The 19433-nt window shown below is 59.7% G+C and carries 17 protein-coding genes and 1 tRNA gene; 15 read left to right on the forward strand and 3 right to left on the reverse strand.

Annotation, left to right across the window (positions count from 1 at the left end):
* Window positions 1-161: 161 nt before the first annotated feature.
* Window positions 162-246: transfer RNA gene (locus tag AC1D2Q_RS21645), tRNA-Leu, on the reverse strand.
* Between the two features lie 107 nt (window positions 247-353).
* Between AC1D2Q_RS21645 and queA the strand changes: the two genes are divergently transcribed.
* The 12 genes from queA to AC1D2Q_RS21705 all read left to right on the forward strand — a co-directional run bounded on the left by queA (window position 354) and on the right by AC1D2Q_RS21705 (window position 13256).
* Window positions 354-1403 (forward strand): tRNA preQ1(34) S-adenosylmethionine ribosyltransferase-isomerase QueA, encoded by a 1050-nt coding sequence (queA, locus tag AC1D2Q_RS21650; RefSeq protein WP_428633979.1) that lies wholly within the window; start codon window positions 354-356, stop codon window positions 1401-1403.
* 14 nt (window positions 1404-1417) lie between these two features.
* Window positions 1418-2533, forward strand: coding sequence for a tRNA guanosine(34) transglycosylase Tgt (gene tgt, locus AC1D2Q_RS21655; protein ID WP_019651852.1), 1116 nt, complete (start codon window positions 1418-1420; stop codon window positions 2531-2533).
* A gap of 43 nt (window positions 2534-2576) precedes the next feature.
* Window positions 2577-2912, forward strand: a complete 336-nt coding sequence (yajC, locus tag AC1D2Q_RS21660; protein WP_007934009.1) for a preprotein translocase subunit YajC — start codon at window positions 2577-2579, stop codon at window positions 2910-2912.
* A 63-nt stretch (window positions 2913-2975) separates the two neighbouring features.
* The gene (gene secD, locus AC1D2Q_RS21665; protein ID WP_018926707.1) at window positions 2976-4844 is read left to right on the forward strand and encodes a protein translocase subunit SecD; all 1869 of its coding nucleotides are present in this window, start codon (window positions 2976-2978) and stop codon (window positions 4842-4844) included.
* A gap of 9 nt (window positions 4845-4853) precedes the next feature.
* Entirely contained in the window at window positions 4854-5768 is a 915-nt protein-coding gene (gene secF, locus AC1D2Q_RS21670) for a protein translocase subunit SecF (protein WP_018926706.1), read from the forward strand.
* Between the two features lie 120 nt (window positions 5769-5888).
* On the forward strand, window positions 5889-6437 hold the full coding sequence (locus tag AC1D2Q_RS21675; RefSeq protein ID WP_018926705.1) for a glycine zipper 2TM domain-containing protein: 549 nt from the start codon (window positions 5889-5891) through the stop codon (window positions 6435-6437).
* Between the two features lie 136 nt (window positions 6438-6573).
* The gene (xerD, locus tag AC1D2Q_RS21680) at window positions 6574-7470 is read left to right on the forward strand and encodes a site-specific tyrosine recombinase XerD (RefSeq protein ID WP_477814487.1); all 897 of its coding nucleotides are present in this window, start codon (window positions 6574-6576) and stop codon (window positions 7468-7470) included.
* Window positions 7471-7613: 143 nt separating this feature from the next.
* The gene (locus AC1D2Q_RS21685; protein WP_477814488.1) at window positions 7614-8345 is read left to right on the forward strand and encodes a DsbC family protein; all 732 of its coding nucleotides are present in this window, start codon (window positions 7614-7616) and stop codon (window positions 8343-8345) included.
* A 134-nt stretch (window positions 8346-8479) separates the two neighbouring features.
* Entirely contained in the window at window positions 8480-9784 is a 1305-nt protein-coding gene (locus AC1D2Q_RS21690; RefSeq protein ID WP_018926703.1) for a homoserine dehydrogenase, read from the forward strand.
* A gap of 66 nt (window positions 9785-9850) precedes the next feature.
* Window positions 9851-11260 carry a threonine synthase gene (gene thrC / locus AC1D2Q_RS21695; protein WP_477814489.1) on the forward strand — a complete coding sequence of 470 codons (1410 nt, stop codon included), beginning with the start codon at window positions 9851-9853 and terminating at the stop codon, window positions 11258-11260.
* Between the two features lie 133 nt (window positions 11261-11393).
* Window positions 11394-12749 (forward strand): transporter substrate-binding domain-containing protein, encoded by a 1356-nt coding sequence (locus AC1D2Q_RS21700; RefSeq protein ID WP_477814490.1) that lies wholly within the window; start codon window positions 11394-11396, stop codon window positions 12747-12749.
* Window positions 12750-12968: 219 nt separating this feature from the next.
* A complete protein-coding gene (locus AC1D2Q_RS21705; RefSeq protein WP_477814491.1) occupies window positions 12969-13256 on the forward strand; it encodes a DUF3509 domain-containing protein in 288 nt (95 codons plus the stop codon).
* Between the two features lie 171 nt (window positions 13257-13427).
* Here the strand turns inward: AC1D2Q_RS21705 and AC1D2Q_RS21710 are convergent, their stop codons facing one another.
* Window positions 13428-14354, reverse strand: coding sequence for a TIGR02285 family protein (locus AC1D2Q_RS21710; RefSeq protein WP_477814492.1), 927 nt, complete (start codon window positions 14352-14354; stop codon window positions 13428-13430).
* Window positions 14335-15534: a CaiB/BaiF CoA transferase family protein gene (locus AC1D2Q_RS21715; RefSeq protein WP_477814493.1), complete on the reverse strand. Its 1200-nt coding sequence runs from the start codon at window positions 15532-15534 to the stop codon at window positions 14335-14337. Before AC1D2Q_RS21715 ends, AC1D2Q_RS21710 begins: the two co-directional genes overlap by 20 nt.
* A gap of 148 nt (window positions 15535-15682) precedes the next feature.
* Here AC1D2Q_RS21715 and AC1D2Q_RS21720 point away from each other — a divergent pair, with 148 nt between their 5' ends.
* From AC1D2Q_RS21720 to AC1D2Q_RS21730, 3 genes are all read left to right on the forward strand, one after another.
* Entirely contained in the window at window positions 15683-16225 is a 543-nt protein-coding gene (locus AC1D2Q_RS21720) for a YaeQ family protein (protein WP_007940622.1), read from the forward strand.
* 66 nt (window positions 16226-16291) lie between these two features.
* Window positions 16292-18001, forward strand: a complete 1710-nt coding sequence (gene recJ / locus AC1D2Q_RS21725; RefSeq protein WP_028939499.1) for a single-stranded-DNA-specific exonuclease RecJ — start codon at window positions 16292-16294, stop codon at window positions 17999-18001.
* A gap of 266 nt (window positions 18002-18267) precedes the next feature.
* On the forward strand, window positions 18268-19374 hold the full coding sequence (locus tag AC1D2Q_RS21730; RefSeq protein WP_019581626.1) for an NADH:flavin oxidoreductase/NADH oxidase: 1107 nt from the start codon (window positions 18268-18270) through the stop codon (window positions 19372-19374).
* The last annotated feature ends 59 nt before the right edge of the window (window positions 19375-19433 follow it).

Consider the following 19433-nt stretch of genomic DNA (forward strand, 5'->3'; position numbering starts at 1 on the left):
CTGTACACCTCCGGTTCTCGAACTGGAATCTGTACAGAAAATGTACCAAAAAGAGGCTGGCTTGCAAGGGACGGGGATGGAACCCCAGAGACCAAAAAGCCCGCAGTTAGCGGGCTCTAGGGGTGTTGCGTAGACGCTGGTAGGCGTCTATGTACTGCAAATGGTGCCCCGAGGGAGACTCGAACTCCCACTCCTTTCGAAAACGGATTTTGAATCCGCCGCGTCTACCAATTCCGCCATCAGGGCTCAATGGCGGCGAAGTATAGAGAGGTGAATACCGCTGGTCAATCAGGTACATGGAGAATTTTTGATATTTCCGCTAGACTTCCCGGCCCTGCTAGACGAACCCCATCATGCGCGTTGCTGACTTTACCTTCGAGCTCCCTGATTCGCTGATTGCTCGCCATCCTTTGGCCGAGCGTCGCGGTAGTCGCCTGTTGACCCTGGATGGGGTCAGCGGCGCCCTGGCACACCGTCAATTCACTGATTTGCTTGAGCATTTGCGCCCGGGCGATTTGATGGTGTTCAACAATACCCGGGTGATTCCGGCGCGGCTGTTTGGCCAGAAAGCTTCCGGCGGCAAGCTGGAAATTCTGGTGGAGCGGGTGCTCGACAGTCATCGCGTGCTGGCCCATGTGCGTTCCAGTAAGTCGCCCAAGCCGGGGTCGAAGATTTTGATCGACGGCGGTGGCGAGGCCGAGATGCTGGCGCGTCACGATGCGTTGTTCGAGCTTAAGTTTGCCGAAGAGGTGTTGCCGCTGCTCGATCGCGTCGGGCACATGCCGTTGCCTCCTTATATAGACCGCCCGGATGAAGGCTCGGACCGCGAGCGTTATCAGACGGTGTACGCCCAGCGCCTGGGCGCGGTGGCGGCGCCGACGGCGGGGCTGCATTTTGATCAGCCGCTGATGGAGGCGATTGCCGCCAAGGGCATCGAGACCGCATTCGTGACCTTGCACGTCGGCGCTGGCACTTTCCAGCCAGTGCGCGTGGAGAAGATCGAAGATCACCACATGCACAGCGAATGGCTGGAAGTCGGCCAGGACGTGGTCGATGCCGTTGCGGCCTGCCGCGCTCGCGGCGGTCGTGTGGTGGCCGTGGGGACCACCAGCGTGCGTTCCCTGGAAAGTGCCGCGCGCGATGGCGTGCTCAAGCCGTTCAGTGGCGACACCGATATCTTTATCTACCCGGGCCGGCCGTTTCATGTGGTCGATGCCCTGGTCACCAACTTCCATTTGCCCGAATCCACACTGTTGATGCTGGTTTCGGCGTTCGCCGGTTATCCCGAGACCATGGCCGCCTATAAAGCCGCCGTCGACAACGAATACCGCTTTTTCAGCTACGGTGATGCGATGTTTATCACCCGTAATCCCGCACCACGTGGCCCTGAGGACAAAGAATGAGTCGCCAAAGTCGTATGTCGTTTGAGTTGCTTGCTACTGACGGCAAGGCGCGTCGCGGTCGTTTGACCTTCCCGCGCGGCACCGTCGAGACCCCGGCCTTCATGCCGGTGGGCACGTACGGCACGGTCAAGGGCATGCTGCCGCGGGATATCGTCGCCACCGGCGCGGAAATCATTCTGGGCAACACCTTTCACTTGTGGCTGCGTCCTGGCACCGAAGTGATCAAGAAGCACGGCGACCTGCACGATTTCATGCAGTGGAAAGGCCCGATTCTGACCGACTCCGGCGGTTTCCAGGTGTTCAGCCTGGGCGCCATGCGCAAGATCAAGGAGGAGGGCGTGACCTTCGCTTCTCCGGTCGACGGCGCCAAAGTGTTCATGGGCCCGGAAGAGTCGATGCAGGTCCAGCGTGACCTGGGCTCCGACATTGTGATGATCTTCGACGAATGCACCCCGTACCCGGCCGACGAAGACGTCGCTCGCGTATCGATGGAGCTGTCGTTGCGCTGGGCTCAGCGTTCGAAAAACGCCCATGGCGACAACACGGCGGCGTTGTTCGGCATCGTCCAGGGCGGCATGCACCAGGATCTGCGCATGCGTTCGCTGGAAGGCCTCGACAAGATCGGCTTCGACGGCCTGGCCATCGGTGGTCTGTCGGTGGGCGAGCCCAAGCACGAGATGATCAAGGTGCTCGATTACCTGCCGGGCCAGATGCCGGCTGACAAACCTCGTTACCTTATGGGCGTTGGCAAACCGGAAGATCTGGTTGAGGGTGTGCGCCGCGGTGTGGACATGTTCGATTGCGTGATGCCAACCCGTAATGCCCGCAATGGGCATCTGTTCATTGATACCGGCGTGCTGAAGATCCGTAACGCGTTCCATCGCCATGATGATTCGCCGCTCGATCCGACCTGCGATTGCTATACCTGCCAGAACTTCTCCCGCGCTTATCTGCATCACCTGGACAAGTGCGGCGAAATGCTGGGAAGCATGCTCAATACCATCCATAACTTGCGCCATTATCAAGTGCTTATGGCTGGTTTGCGCGAGGCTATTCAACAGGGTACATTGGCCGCCTTTGTCGATGCCTTCTACGCCAAACGCGGGTTGCCTGTTCCGCCTTTGGACTGAGTTTTCTGACCCCAAGATTCAACATTTGCAACTGGAGTGCTAAATGAGCTTTTTTATCTCTAATGCCATGGCTGACGCTGCTGCACCTGCGGCAGGCCCGATGGGCGGCGGCTTTGAGTGGATTTTCCTGGTCGGTTTCCTGGTCATCTTCTACCTGATGATCTGGCGTCCACAGGCCAAGCGCGCCAAAGAGCAGAAGAACCTGCTGAGCAGCCTGCAAAAAGGTGACGAAGTTGTGACCACCGGTGGTATCGCCGGCAAAATCACCAAAGTCTCCGACGACTTCGTGGTTCTGGAAGTGTCCGACACCGTTGAAATGAAGTTCCAGAAAGGCGCCATCGCCGCCACGCTGCCAAAAGGCACGCTCAAAGCGATCTAAGTTACAACTTCTACTCAATCGACGGGGCGCGCAAGGCGCCCCGCGTCATAAGCGGGCGGCGTGATGCTGAACAAATACCCTCTGTGGAAATACATTCTGATCCTGGCGGTGCTGGCGGTCGGTCTGATTTATTCCGCTCCCAATCTATATCCTGATGACCCGGCCATTCAGGTCAGCGGTGCAAGCACTGCGCTGCAAGTCAATCAGGCTGATCTGGACCGTGTGAGCACCGCGCTCAAGGAATCCGGGATCAACGTCAAGGCGGCCACGCTGGCGGCAAACGGCAAGGGCGGTCTGATTCGCCTGGTCAAGGCTGAAGACCAGTTGCCAGCCAAAGACGTCGTGCGCAAGGCATTGGGCGATGACTACGTCGTTGCACTGAACCTGGCGCAAACCACCCCGCAATGGCTGCGCAGCCTGGGCGCGCACCCGATGAAGCTGGGCCTGGACTTGTCCGGTGGTGTGCACTTCCTGCTGGAAGTGGACATGGACAAAGCCCTCGACGCACGCCTGAAAGTCTACGAAGGCGACGTCAAGAGCCTGTTGCGTAAAGAGAAGCTGCGCTATCGCAGCCTGCCGCAGCTGGGCGGTGCCATTCAGCTGGGCTTCACCGATGAAGACTCCCGCGAACAGGCCCGTGCGCTGATCCGCAAGAACTTCAACGATTTCGACATTGTTCCGGCCGACCTCAATGGCCAACCGGTACTGCGTCTGGCGATGACCCCGGCCAAGCTGGCGGAAATCCGTGAATACTCCATCAAGCAGAACTTGACCACGGTACGTAACCGCGTCAACGAGCTGGGTGTTGCCGAACCTATCGTTCAGCGCCAGGGCGCCAACCGCATCGTGGTTGAGCTGCCGGGCGTGCAAGACACCGCAGAAGCCAAGCGTATCCTCGGCAAGACGGCCAACCTGGAGTTCCGTCTGGCGGCTGAGCCTGGCGCTTCGAAAGCCACTTCCGAGGAGTTCGAGTTCCGTGAAGGCAAGCGTCCTCCGGCTCTGATCGAGCGTGGCCTGATCATCACCGGTGACCAGGTGACTGACGCCAAGGCCGGCTTCGGCGAGCACGGTACGCCAGAAGTGAACATCCGTCTGGATGGCCACGGTGGCGAGCTGATGAGTCGTGCGACTCGCAGCAACGTCGGCCGCAGCATGGCGGTAATCTTCATCGAACAGCGTCCGGTCACCACTTACGTCAAGCAAGTGGTCAACGGCGTCGAGAAAGACGTGCCGGTTCAGACGTTCAAGGAAGAGAAGAAGATCATCAGCCTGGCGACCATCCAGTCGCCGCTGGGTGCCCAGTTCCGCATCACTGGCCTGAACGGCCAGGGCGAATCGTCCGAGCTGGCGCTGTTGCTGCGTGCCGGTGGTCTGGCGGCTCCGATGTACTTCGCTGAAGAGCGCACCATTGGCCCGAGCCTGGGTGCCGACAACATCACCAAAGGTATCGATGCATCGTTGTGGGGCATGCTGTTTGTCTCGCTGTTCATCATGGCCATCTACCGCTTCTTCGGCCTCATCGCCACCGTCGCGCTGGCAGTGAACATGGTGATGCTGCTGGCCTTGATGTCGCTGCTGGGGGCAACGCTGACCCTGCCGGGTATCGCCGGTATCGTATTGACCATGGGTATGGCGGTCGACGCCAACGTCCTGATCTTCTCGCGGATACGTGAAGAGATCGCGGCCGGCATGACCGTACAACGGGCAATCAACGAAGGCTTCGGCCGGGCATTCACCGCGATTCTCGACGCCAACCTGACAACCTTGTTGGTGGGCGGGATTCTCTTTGCCATGGGCACCGGCCCGGTCAAAGGGTTCGCCGTGACCATGTCCCTCGGGATCTTTACCTCGATGTTCACGGCCATCATGGTGACCCGCGCGATGGTCAACCTGATCTTCGGCGGTCGTGACTTCAAGAAGTTGTGGATTTAAGGGGCTGCCATGTTACGTACAATCAACTTCATGGGCGTTCGCAACTTTGCGTTCGGCGTCACATTGTTCCTTACCGCGCTGGCAATGTTCAGTGTCTTTCATAAGGGCATGAACTGGGGCCTGGACTTCACCGGTGGTACGCTCATCGAGCTGACCTACGAGCGTCCGGCCGATGTCACCAAGGTGCGTGAGCAACTGGCTACAGCCGGTTATCACGAAGCCATCGTGCAGAACTTCGGTGCGACTACCGATCTTCTGGTGCGCATGCCTGGCGAAGACCCGCAACTGGGTCACCAGGTGGCTGAAGCGCTGCAGAAAGTCGGCGGCGACAACCCGGCTCAGGTCAAGCGTGTCGAGTTCGTCGGCCCGCAGGTGGGTGAAGAACTGCGCGACCAGGGCGGCCTCGGCATGCTGATGGCGCTGGGCGGCATCCTGATCTACCTGGCGTTCCGCTTTCAGTGGAAGTTTGCGGTCGGTGCGATCGTGTCCCTGATCCACGACGTGATCGTGACCGTCGGTATCCTGTCGTTCTTCCAGATCACCTTCGACCTGACGGTGCTGGCGGCGGTACTGGCGATCATCGGTTACTCGCTCAACGACACCATCGTGGTATTCGACCGGGTTCGTGAGAACTTCCGCGTCCTGCGCAAGGCCAGCCTGATCGAGAACATCAACATCTCGACCACGCAAACCCTGCTGCGGACCATGGCGACGTCGATCTCCACCTTGCTGGCGATCGCGGCCCTGCTGTTCTTCGGCGGCGACAACCTGTTCGGCTTCTCCATTGCCCTGTTCATCGGTGTTCTGGCGGGTACTTACTCCTCGATCTACATCGCGAACGTGGTGCTGATCTGGCTGAACCTGAACAGCGAAGACCTGATTCCTGTGGCGACGAGCGAGAAGGAAGTCGACGACCGTCCATAACGGTTATCGTTTTCCTGCTGCAAGCCGAGAAGGCGCGAGTGTTGAACTCGCGCCTTTTTTTATGCTCCAAGGCTGGGAGAAGCGCGGGTATGTCCCGTCTGTTATAGCCAGGAGGTTCATGTGAACAAGTCGTTGCTGGTTGGTGCGGTATTGGGTGCTGTCGGTGTGACTGCCGGTGGTGCTGTTGCCACCTACAAACTGGTAAAAAGCGGCCCTGAGTATGCACAAGTGCTGGCCGTTGAACCGGTCAAGACACAAATCAAAACTCCACGTGAAGTGTGCAAGGACGTTACGGTGACCCGGCAAGCGCCGGTGAAAGATCAACACCAGATCGCCGGTACGGTGGTCGGCGCCTTGGCTGGCGGCCTGTTGGGCAACCAGATCGGCGGCGGCACGGGCAAGAAAATCGCCACAGTGGCCGGTGCGGTCGGCGGCGGTTATGCGGGTAACAAGGTGCAGGAAGGCATGCAGGAGCGTGACACCTACACCACGACTCAGACTCGCTGCAACACGGTCAATGACATCAGCGACAAGGTCGTAGGCTACGACGTTCGTTATTCGCTGGACGGCAAGGAAGGCAAAGTGCGGATGGATCGCGATCCGGGCAATCAGATTCCGGTCGACAAGGATGGCAAGCTGATCCTGGGGCAGAACGAACCGGCCCGGTAATGAGCTGAGCGTCTACTCAAAAAGAAGCATCCCGCAAGGGATGCTTTTTTTGTGCCCGAATTTCATGTGTCACCCTCAACGTGTTATGAAAGACTCTTCATTTTTGCGGCCTTTTGTCCGCCAGTTCTGAGCCCCCATGCCTGCCATCGATCATCCCCTGATAGACCAGTTCCTCGACGCCCTGTGGCTGGAGAAAGGCCTTTCCGATAACACCCGCGATGCCTATCGCAGCGACCTGGCCTTGTTCAACGGCTGGTTGCAGGATAAGGGCCTGGAGCTGATCAACGCCGGGCGCGAGTTGATCCTCGATCACCTGGCCTGGCGCCTGGAGCAAAACTACAAGCCCCGTTCTACGGCGCGTTTTCTTTCCGGCGTGCGTGGTTTCTATCGCTATTTGCTGCGGGAAAAGCTGATCGCCGTCGATCCGACCCTGCGTGTCGATATGCCGCAACTGGGCAGGCCATTGCCTAAATCCTTGTCGGAAGCCGATGTCGAAGCCTTGCTGGCCGCGCCGGACCTGAGCGAAGCCATCGGCCAGCGTGACCGCGCCATGCTTGAGGTGCTTTACGCCTGTGGCTTGCGGGTAACGGAGCTGATCAGCCTGACGCTGGAACAGGTCAACCTGCGTCAGGGCGTGCTGCGGGTGATGGGCAAGGGCAGCAAGGAGCGGCTGGTGCCGATGGGCGAGGAGGCGATTGTCTGGGTCGAGCGCTACATGCGCGATGCCCGTGGCGAGTTGCTGGGCGGGCGTCCCAGCGATGTGCTGTTCCCCAGCCAGCGCGGTGAGCAGATGACCCGCCAGACCTTCTGGCATCGCATCAAGCACCAGGCCATGGTCGCCGGGATCAGCAAGTCACTGTCGCCGCATACCCTGCGCCATGCCTTCGCCACGCACCTGCTCAACCACGGCGCAGACCTTCGGGTGGTGCAAATGTTGCTCGGCCACAGCGATCTCTCCACCACCCAGATCTATACTCACGTCGCCCGGGCGCGCTTGCAGGATCTGCATGCCAAGCATCACCCTCGGGGTTAATGCAGTCCTTGGGATGGGAGTGCCGACCTGTGCCGAGGGGCCTTATGTGGTAGGCTTTGCCGGTTTGCACGATGGGCGGTTATGACCCGGTGTTTCGGCTCGGGTGTTCTGATCGTTCCATTTGTCCGCCTTCAGGAGTTCTCATGCGTCTGACCCAGATTTTCGCCGCCGCAGCCATTGCGTTGGTCAGCACCTTTGCTGTCGCCGATGACGCGGCCGACAAAGCCATTCGTAAAAGCCTGGAAAACCTCCAGCTCGACGTGCCGGTCGAAACCATCACCGCCAGCCCGCTGCCAGGTCTGTACGAAGTCAAGCTCAAGGGCAGCCGCGTGCTTTACGCCAGCGCCGACGGCCAATACGTCGTTCAGGGCTACCTGTTCCAGCTCAAGGACGGTAAACCGGTCAACCTGACCGAGAAGACCGAACGCCTGGGCATTGCCAAGCTGATCAACGACATTCCAGTGGCGGAAACCGTGGTCTACCCGGCCATCGGCGAAACCAAGTCGCACATCACCGTGTTCACCGACACCACTTGCCCGTATTGCCACAAGCTGCACGCCGAAGTGCCTGAGCTGAACAAGCGCGGCATCGAAGTGCGTTATGTGGCGTTCCCGCGCCAGGGCCTGGGCTCGCCGGGTGACGAGCAACTGCAAGCCGTGTGGTGCTCGAAGGACAAGAAAGCAGCCATGGACAAAATGGTCGATGGCAAGGAAATCAAGGCCGCCAAGTGCGATAACCCGGTGTCCAAGCAGTTTTCCCTCGGTCAGTCGATTGGCGTGAACGGTACACCGGCCATCGTTTTGGCTGACGGTCAGGTCATTCCGGGCTACCAGCCTGCGCCACAAGTCGCCAAACTGGCACTGGGCGCGAAGTAAATTCGCATCGTCACGGCCAGCCTTTGACGAGCGTGGTCCGGCGGCAGCATTTGCCGGGCCATCAATAGAGAGCCGCGAACCTGCGGCTGTTTTCACGGCCGGCCTCGAGTCGGCCGTTTTATGGGGAGTTCACAGTGAAACCGGTCAAAGTAGGCATCTGTGGGTTAGGGACCGTCGGTGGCGGTACCTTCAACGTACTTCAGCGCAACGCCGAGGAAATTGCTCGTCGTGCCGGGCGTGGAATCGAAGTGGCACAAATTGCCATGCGCACGCCAAAGCCTCAGTTCCAGACGACCGGTATTGCGATTACCAACGATGTCTTCGAAGTGGCCACGAACCCTGAGATCGACATCGTCATAGAGCTGATGGGCGGCTATACCGTTGCCCGCGAGCTGGTACTCAAGGCCATCGAGAATGGCAAGCATGTGGTCACCGCGAACAAGGCACTGATTGCCGTTCACGGTAATGAAATTTTCGCCAAGGCTCGCGAGAAGGGCGTGATCGTTGCGTTCGAAGCGGCCGTGGCCGGCGGCATTCCGGTGATCAAGGCGATCCGTGAAGGCTTGTCCGCCAACCGTATCAACTGGGTGGCCGGCATCATCAACGGCACCGGTAACTTCATCCTTACCGAAATGCGTGAAAAAGGCCGGACCTTCGAAGACGTGCTGGCCGAAGCGCAGGCCCTGGGCTACGCCGAAGCCGACCCGACCTTCGACGTCGAAGGCATCGACGCCGCCCACAAGCTGACGATCCTGGCTTCCATCGCGTTCGGCATTCCGCTGCAATTCGACAAGGCCTACACCGAAGGCATCACCAAGCTGACCACCGCTGACGTGAACTACGCCGAAGCGCTGGGCTATCGCATCAAGCACCTGGGCGTGGCGCGCAGCACCGCGGCCGGTATCGAGTTGCGCGTGCACCCGACGCTGATCCCGGCCGATCGCCTGATCGCCAACGTCAACGGCGTGATGAACGCGGTGATGGTCAACGGTGATGCTGCCGGTTCGACCCTGTTCTACGGTGCTGGCGCCGGTATGGAACCGACCGCTTCGTCGGTCATCGCCGACCTGGTGGACGTGGTTCGCGCCATGACCTCCGACCCGGAAAACCGTGTGCCGCACCTGGCCTTCCAGCCGGATTCGCTGTCGGCCCACCCGATCCTGCCGATCGAAGCCTGCGAAAGCGCCTACTACCTGCGCATTCAGGCCAAGGACCATCCGGGCGTGTTGGCCCAGGTGGCGAGCATCCTGTCGGAGCGCGGCATCAACATCGAATCGATCATGCAGAAGGAAGTCGAGGAACACGACGGCCTGGTGCCGATGATCCTGCTGACCCATCGCGTGCTGGAACAGCACATCAACGATGCGATCGCTGCCCTGGAAGCCTTGGCGGGCGTGGTCGGTCCGGTTGTACGGATCCGCGTCGAGCACCTGAACTAAGCCGTTATCGTTCACCGGGTCCGCGTGCGGGCCCGGGTTTGCGAACACTGTCTATTGGAGCCAGTCATGCGTTATATCAGTACCCGCGGCCAGGCACCGGCCCTGAATTTCGAAGACGTCCTGCTGGCCGGTCTAGCCACCGACGGCGGTCTGTACGTCCCGGAAAACCTGCCACGTTTCACTCAGGAAGAAATCGCTTCCTGGGCTGGCCTGCCGTATCACGAGCTGGCCTTCCGGGTGATGCGCCCGTTCGTCACCGGTAGCATTCCGGATGCCGATTTCAAAAAGATTCTTGAAGAAACGTACGGCGTGTTTTCCCACAACGCCGTGGCGCCGTTGCGTCAGCTGAACAGCAACGAATGGGTGCTGGAGCTGTTCCACGGCCCGACCCTGGCGTTCAAGGACTTCGCCCTGCAACTGCTCGGTCGCCTGCTCGACTACGTGCTGGAAAAACGTGGTGAGCGCGTGGTGATCGTCGGCGCTACCTCCGGTGACACCGGTTCGGCGGCCATCGAAGGCTGCAAGCATTGCGAAAACGTCGACATCTTCATCCTGCACCCACACAACCGCGTGTCCGAAGTGCAGCGTCGCCAGATGACTACCATCTTCGGCGAGAACATCCATAACATCGCGATCGAAGGCAACTTCGATGACTGCCAGGAAATGGTCAAGGCGAGCTTCGCCGACCAGAGCTTCCTCAAGGGCACTCGCCTGGTAGCGGTGAACTCGATCAACTGGGCGCGAATCATGGCCCAGATCGTTTACTACTTCCACGCAGCCCTGCAACTGGGTGGCCCGGCGCGTTCGGTATCGTTCTCGGTGCCGACCGGCAACTTCGGCGATATCTTCGCCGGTTACCTGGCGCGCAACATGGGCCTGCCGATCAACCAGTTGATCGTCGCCACCAACCGCAACGACATCCTGCACCGCTTCATGAGCGGCAATCAGTACGTCAAGGAAACCCTGCACGCCACGCTGTCGCCGTCCATGGACATCATGGTCTCGTCGAACTTCGAACGCCTGCTATTCGACCTGCACGGTCGCAACGGCGCGGCGATTGCCGGTTTGATGGACACCTTCAAGCAGGGTGGCGGTTTCAGCGTCGAACAGGAACGCTGGACCGAAGCACGCAAGCTGTTCGATTCGCTGGCCGTGGATGACGCTCAAACCTGCGAAACCATTGCCGAAGTCTTCGAGCAAACCGGCGAGCTGCTGGACCCGCACACCGCCATCGGCGTGAAGGCCGCGCGCGAATGCCGTCGCAGCCTGGATATCCCGATGGTGATCCTGGGCACGGCTCATCCGGTCAAATTCCCGGACGCGGTGGAAAAAGCCGGTGTAGGAAAAGCACTCGAACTACCTGCACATCTTTCTGATTTGTTTGAGCGAGATGAGCGTTGCACCGTGTTGCCGAACGACCTGAAAGCCGTGCAGACCTTTGTCAGTCAGCATGGCAACCGCGGCAAGCCACTGTAACCGGTAAAAGCTGTCACATTTTGAAGCCCGTCTCCTGACGGGCTTTCTCATTTCTGCATGCCACACTTGTCGGGTTTCGTAAATGAAGAGCCGCCCATGAAGGGCGGGCGAGACGATCACCAAGGAAGTGGCAATGCTGTTTTTTAGAGGGTTTAAACCAGCTGCGTGCTGGATATTTCTGGTCGGCGCCATGTGCTTTGCTCAATGGGGGCTGGCGGCGCAATTGGCGGCTTATGAGCCCCGGGGGGCGGTCGCCGAGGCCGCTATCGGGCTAGACGCTCAGGAGCTGCAATGGATTGCGGAACATCCGACGGTCACCGTCGCGTCAGCGCAGTACCCGTTGTATTTGTTCAAGGATGAGCATGGACACTGGAGCGGGTTGAACAACGATGTGCTCAACCGCATCAGCGCCATGACAGGGCTGAAGTTCCTCCATGAAGAGACGTTTTCCACCGATCAGTTGCTGGAGCGGCTGGAAAGCGGCGCGGCAGACATGAGCACCACACTGGCAATGAGTGAGGAGCGCAAGGAGTTCCTGGATTTCAGTCATGCGTTCGGTGGTGCGGGCTGGGTGTTCGTCGGGCGAGCGGGCGCGCCAGCGGTGCAATCCATGCAGCAGCTGTCGAAAAGAGTACTGGTGCTGCCAGCCCGGCATGCGCTGGAGGCGACCATTCGTCGCGACTATCCGGCCATTGAGCTGCGTTCGGTCAAAACCTACGCCGAGGCCAGGGCGCTGGTCGAAAGCGGCGAAGCCTACGCCACCATCGAGAACGAAACCGGGGCGCAGCTCTATCCGTCCGGGCAGCTCAAGGTGGGCGATACGGTGGAGGGTAAATGGGAGGCTGATCATCTGGCGCTACGCAAAGGGCAGCCGCAATTGTTGAGCATCCTCAACAAGGCGCTCGAAGCGTTTCCGCCTGCCGAGTTACGTGCGATTCGCTTGAAGTGGCTCGATGGCATTGTTCCTGTACAGACGCCTTCGACGTGGCAGCAAATAACCGAATGGGGCTGTTGGAGCGTTTTTTTCGCCAGTGTTTTTGCGCTGCTATCCCTGCTGTGGAACCGGCGACTCACGGTGTTGATCCAGCAACGTCGGGACGCCGAAAAAGACCTCAATGACCAGCTCGCCTTCCAGCATGCCTTGATAGACGCCATGCCCGATCCGATGTTCGTGCGTGATCTGGAAGGGCGCTTGATCATGTGCAACAAGAGTTATGAAGAGGGGTTGTCGACCCGTTTCGACCAGATTCAGGGGCGTCGACTGATCGAACTCGATGTCTTGCCCAAAGAAACCGCCGAGCAACTGCACGCCGAGTTCATGGCCCAGCTCGGTACGCGCAAGACCCGCTTCAGTGAACGTCAGTTGATGTTCAAGGATGGTATCAGGGACATCTACCAATGGACGGTGCCGTTTTACAGTGCCGACGGTCAGTTGCGAGGGCTGCTGGGCGGATGGACCGATCTGGCCAAGCGGACAAGGCAGGCGTAAAGCGCAATGCCTGTAGCAGCTGCTACAAGGAATGTGTCTCGGGTGAAAGGGTTTAAAAGCGGCTGTTTTTTTACTGTCATCTTTTCCGGGCATGCTTTATCCACCAGAGGCGCCGGTGCGCCTGCCGTTGGAATCCAGAACTTTCTTCTCGGGCCTGGGGTCAATTACTGTGGATACGCCCCAGGCACTTTGTTTGCGGACTATTGAGTGGTGATCGAGATGGAAAGTATCAGTCTATTGCTCGGCGAGGCTCTGAGCCCGTACCAAGTCACGTTGACCCCATCGGGTGCCCATGGCGAATGCCTGGTGACGCTCAAGAGTACGACCGGCGCTATTGTGGTCGAACGGCTGTTCAATCAGGCCCAGTTAACCGATAAACGTCTGCTGACGGATGTCGTCGACGGCTTGCACCGCGACGTGCTGATCGCTGAAGGACGCCTGGAGCCCTGTGTTATCGCGGCGTTGCGCAATGCTGCTCAGGACAAGCGTCTGGCCAGCCGAAATTGAAGTGTTTTTTGTGGGAACCTTCCTGCACCAAGGTCAGTCAGACCATGTAACAGCAGGATCGAGCATTGTGCTCCGGTGCTTGTAGCTTGCTGCTACGGGTCTGTAATACGGGCCACGTTTAACCCCGAGTTGTCTCCCCACTTCTCGGGGTTTCTTTTTGCCTGCGATTTGTCAATGCGTGGCCTGATGCTTAAAAAAGGCCCTGGTTTCTTCCAGGTAATCCTTGCGTCTTTGCGGGTCGAGCCAGTCGGCATACAACGGCTCCAGGTGCTCGCGGGGCAGGGCGCGCAGTAGTCGGTTGATTTCACTGATCGCCTGTCGACCCTGGGGCGTATTCGAGCAACCGATGTACACGGGCATGTAGTTGCCCGTGCCTTTGACCGGATAGAACTCCAGTTGCTCATCGGCCAGGTTTTCCTGATGGGCCTGATAGCGGATTTCTGGCCAGTAACCCAATACCACCTGCAAACGACCCAAGCGTTGCATCTGCAGCAGGCTGCCGAGGGCGTCATTGCCATAGTGGGGCGTCAGCGCGCCGGCTGGCGCCTGTTGCAGCAGTGTGTCGAGGAACTCACCGTAACGGCGCTCGGCGATCACACCGACTTTCTGTCGACCGCTGGCCAACAGGGCCGCTAGATCGACTTCGCCGTTGGAAAGAAACGGCTCCAGCACCCGCCGATCTTCACGTCGGATCACCAACCCATTGCTGACCACCCGGAAGGCCGGAATGGAATACGCGATCCATTGTTCGCGCTCCTTGCTCCAGACCAATGAGGGGTCGCAGGTAAAGGATTCTTCGTGAAGCATCTGCATGCCGCGGGCGCGATTGACCCGTATCAGGGTGTGTTCGTACTGCGGCATACCGGCGATCAGCAGGGGCATCAGTTGGTCAATGACGCCCTGGCCTTTTTTCGGACCTTCGAAGATCGTCAGTGGCGGCAGGTCGCGCAACAGCCAGTACAAATGCTCCTTGGGTTGCGCCAGGGCCGGGGATATCAGCCCCGACAACAGCCCGAGCGCCGCCAGCAGGCGCCCGATGCCGGCGTAATCGAGGACAGATGAAAGCAGGCGATTCAGCTTAGATGGCCCCGTCTTCACGCAGCCGTGCAATCTGTGCCGCGTCGTAGCCCAGATCGTGGAGAACTTGCGCATTGTGTTCACCCAACTGCGGCCCGACCCATTCCGAGGTGCCGGGTGTCTCGGAAAGCTTCGGTACGATGCCGGGCATCTTGAAGTCCTTGCCGTCGGGCAGCTTGGCTTGCAGGAACATTTCCCGGGCCAGGTACTGCGGATCGCTGAACATGTCTTCGGCGCTGAAGATCCGGCTGGCGGGAACGTCGGCCTGGTTCAATTGCTCGATCACCGCGTCCAGCGGCAGTGAGTTGACCCAGCGATCGATCACCCCGTAAATCTCGTCGCGACGGCTGTCACGCCCGTCGTTGCTGGCCAGCACTGGGTCGTTGGCCAGGTCCTCGCGCCCGATGATCAGCATGAATCGCTTGAAGATCGCATCGCCGTTGGCGCCGATCTGCACGTGTTTGCCGTCGGCGCTGGTGTGGATGGAGGAGGGCGTGATGCCCGGCATGATGTTGCCGGTGCGTTCGCGGATGAAGCCGAACACGTCGAACTCCGGGACCATGCTTTCCATCATGGCGAAGATCGCTTCATACAGCGCCACGTCCACCACTTGCCCCAAACCGCCGTTGACCTCGCGATGACGCAAGGCCATCAGTGCACCGATCACGCCCCAGAGCGCGGCAATCGAGTCGCCGATGGAAATCCCGGTGCGCACCGGCGGCCGGTCCTCGAACCCGGTGATGTAGCGCAGGCCGCCCATGGATTCACCGACCGCACCGAAGCCCGGCTGATCTTTCATGGGGCCGGTCTGGCCAAAGCCCGAGAGCCGCACCATCACCAGTTTCGGGTTCAGTGCGTGCAGGACTTCCCAGCCCAGGCCGAGCTTTTCCAGCACGCCGGGGCGAAAATTCTCGATCAGGATGTCCGCTTCACTGAGCAGCTGTTTCAGGATCGCCAGGCCATCGGGGTGTTTCAGGTTCAGGGTCAGGGATTTCTTGTTGCGTGCCTGAACGAACCACCACAGCGAGGTGCCTTCGTACAACTTGCGCCATTTGCGCAACGGATCACCGCCGTCCGGTGACTCGATCTTGATCACTTCGGCGCCGAATTCGCCGCAAATACGCGAGGCAAACGGCCCGGCAATCAACGTACCCAATTCGATGACTTTCAGACCCGAGAGCGGTTTATTGGAGAACGGCATGCGAAATCCTGTAGGACAAAGGCTGAGCGAATATAGAGTTTTATCATAGGCCGACATCCATCGCCCAAAGTTGATCGCCTTCAATTCGTTGATTGCCCTCTTGCATCGGTTAGACTTGCCGCCTTTCCCCGTATCAAGAAGCCCGTTCATGGCCCAGCCGTCCACGACCTACAAGTTTGAACTGAACCTCACCGACCTCGACCGCAGCGTCTACGAGAACGTGAAGCAGACCATCGCCCGTCACCCTTCGGAAACCGAAGAGCGCATGACCGTGCGGCTGCTGGCCTACGCCTTCTGGTACAACGAGCAGCTGTCTTTTGGCCGCGGTCTGTCAGACGTGGATGAGCCGGCGCTGTGGGAAAAGAGCCTGGACGACCGTGTCCTGCACTGGATCGAAGTCGGCCAGCCAGACGCCGACCGCCTGACCTGGTGCTCGCGCCGCACCGAACGCACCAGCCTGCTGGCCTACGGCAGCCTGCGTGTCTGGGAAGGCAAAGTGATCCCGGCGATCAAGACCCTGAAAAACGTCAACATCGCCGCCGTGCCCCAGGAAGTGCTGGAAACCCTGGCCAAGGACATGCCGCGCGTTATCAAGTGGGACGTGATGATCAGCGAAGGAACGATTTTCGTCACCGACGACCGTGGTCAGCACGAAGTCCAGTTGCAATGGCTGGCCGGCGAACGCGGCTGATTATTCGCCGCTTGGCCGCGTCACCCGGTTTTATCCTACGTATTCAAGAGAAGCACCTGTCACCCCATGCGCATCGAACCTCGCCTGTTGCCCGACACCCTGCCATTCCTCGGTGATATCCCGCCGCTGCTGACCCGCCTTTACGCGGCCCGGGGCGTGCAGTCCGAGGCTGAACTGGACAAGAGCCTGGCGCGGCTGATTCCGTTCCAGCAGCTCAAAGGCATCGAGGCGGCGGTGGATTTGCTGGTAACGGCGCTGGAGCAGCGTCAGCGGATTCTGATCGTTGGCGATTTCGACGCCGATGGTGCGACAGCCAGTACCGTGGGCATGTTGGGGTTGCGTCTGTTGGGCGCGGCGCATGTCGATTATCTGGTGCCGAACCGCTTCGAGTACGGCTACGGCCTGACCCCGGAAATCGTCGAAGTGGCGCTGACCCGCGAGCCGCAGTTGCTGATCACTGTGGACAACGGCATTTCCAGCGTCGAAGGCGTGGCGGCGGCGAAAAAGGCCGGGCTCAAGGTGCTGGTCACCGATCACCACTTGCCCGGCGACGAGCTGCCGTTGGCCGATGCCATCGTCAATCCGAACCAGCCGGGTTGCGAATTCCCGAGCAAAGCCCTGGCCGGTGTCGGGGTGATTTTCTATGTACTGATGGCCCTGCGTGCGCGTTTGCGCAGCCTGGGCTGGTACGAGAGCAAGCCGCAGCCGAACATTGGCGAATTGCTGGACCTGGTGGCGCTGGGCAGCGTCGCCGACGTGGTGCCGCTGGATGCCAACAACCGGATTCTGGTGCATCAGGGCCTGGAGCGAATTCGCGCCGGGCGCGCGCGGCCGGGGATCAAGGCGATCCTTGAAGTGGCCAAGCGTGATCATTCGCGCATCACCTCCACTGACCTGGGCTTTATCCTCGGCCCGCGTCTGAACGCGGCAGGGCGGCTGGATGACATGAGCCTGGGCATCGAGTGCCTGCTCACCGAAGACGCTGGCGCCGCCCGTGAAATGGCTGCTCAGCTGGATGGCATGAACCAGGACCGTAAATCCATCGAGCAGGGCATGCAGCGCGAGGCGCTGGCCCAACTCAAGGATCTGCCGGTGGAATCGATGCCGTTCGGCCTGTGCCTGTTCGATCCCGAGTGGCACCAGGGTGTGATCGGTATCCTTGCTTCGCGCATGAAAGAGCGCTATTTCCGTCCGACCATTGCCTTTGCCGATGCCGGCGATGGCCTGCTCAAGGGCTCGGGGCGTTCGGTTCAGGGCTTTCACATTCGCGATGCCTTGAGCGTGGTCGCGGCGCAACATCCGAACCTGATCAGCAAATACGGCGGCCACGCCATGGCGGCCGGCCTGACCTTGCCGGAAGCGAATTTTCCGTTGTTCGCCGAAGCCTTCGATGCCGAAGTGCGCAGGCAAATGCGCGAAGAAGACCTGACCGGGCGACTGCTGTCGGACGGCACCCTGGCGGTCGAGGAGTTTCACCTGGAACTGGCCCGCGCCCTGCGCCACGCCGGACCTTGGGGGCAACACTTTCCGGAGCCGTTGTTTCACGGGGTGTTCCAGTTGGTCGAGCAACGAGTCGTTGGCGAGCGGCACCTCAAAGTGGTGCTCAAGAGTGAATGCGGCTCGGTGAAGCTGGATGGCATCGCCTTCGGGATCGACCGGGACATCTGGCCGAATCCGACCATCAAGTGGGTCGAATTGGCCTACAAACTCGACCTCAACGAGTTTCGTGGGAATGAGACTGTGCAGTTGATGATTGCCCACATCGAACCGCGATAGGCGTTTTAAAGATCAAAAGATCGCAGCCTTCGGCAGCTCCTACAGGTGTACGTCATGCCTTTGCAGCAGCTGCCGAAGGCTGCGATCTTTTCTTGAACCCCCCACTGATCCCCGATGTCGACTAGGCTCTAAGCACTGCTTGATTATCCTTGTGACGTCTTGTCGATTTTTTTGCCCGCGGGGGCGGGTGCTGCACCTTTTTCCTGTCACTCGTCGACTATTCAAACAGAACCCTGGAGCCTGCCCACTGATTTGAGAGGTGCCCCATGAGTCTGCTGCTTGAACCCTATACCCTTCGTCAATTGACCCTGCTTAACCGCATCGCGGTGTCACCGATGTGCCAGTACTCCAGCGTCGATGGGCTGGCTAATGACTGGCATCTGGTCCATCTCGGCAGCCGCGCGATCGGCGGCGCGGGTCTGGTATTCACCGAAGCCACGGCGGTCACCGCCGATGGACGTATCACCGCCCAGGACCTTGGTCTCTGGAATGATCAACAGATCGAACCCTTGCAACGTATTACGCGCTTCATTGCCGCTCAGGGCGCCGTTGCCGGCATCCAGCTGGCCCACGCCGGGCGCAAGGCCAGCACGCATCGGCCGTGGCTGGGCAAGCATGGCAGCGTCAAGCCGGAAGATGGCGGCTGGATCCCGGTCGGCCCTTCGCCGATCGCTTTCGACCCCCAGCACACACCACCCAAGCAGCTTAATGAAAGTGAGATCGCCGAGGTCGTCCAGGCTTTCGTCGATTCGGCCAAACGGGCGTTGATCGCCGGTTTCAAAGTGGTCGAAGTACACGCCGCCCATGGGTATCTGCTGCATCAATTTCTTTCGCCCTTGAGCAATCAACGGCGCGATCAGTATGGTGGCTCATTCGAGAATCGTATTCGGTTGGTGCTGCAAGTCACCGAAGCGGTGCGGGCCGTGTGGCCTGAAGAGTTACCGGTGTTTGTGCGGGTATCGGCCACCGACTGGGTGGAAGACGGTTGGAACCCCGACGAAACCGTGGAGCTGGCGCGACGCTTGAAAGACCTGGGTGTGGACCTGATCGACGTTTCGTCGGGCGGTACGGCGGTAAATGCCGAAATTCCTACAGGGCCCGGTTATCAGACCCGATTTGCTGAGCGGGTACGTAAAGAGTCGGGCATTGCCACCGGCACGGTAGGCATGATTACCGAGCCAGCCCAGGCCGAGCATATTCTGCGTACCTGTCAGGCCGACATCATCTTCCTCGCCCGGGAGTTGTTGCGTGATCCGTATTGGCCGCTGCATGCCGATGACGATCTGGGTGGGCACAAGGCTGTCTGGCCGGCGCAATACCAACGGGCCACTCATCGTGACCAGCCGATTCATGAATCGGATTTGCGAGACTGAAGGCCGCTGTAAAACCAAAAAGCCCCGGTATGGTTGACCGGGGCTTTTTAACGTCAAAA

The sequence above is a fragment of the Pseudomonas sp. P1_A1 genome (genome assembly GCF_056406935.1).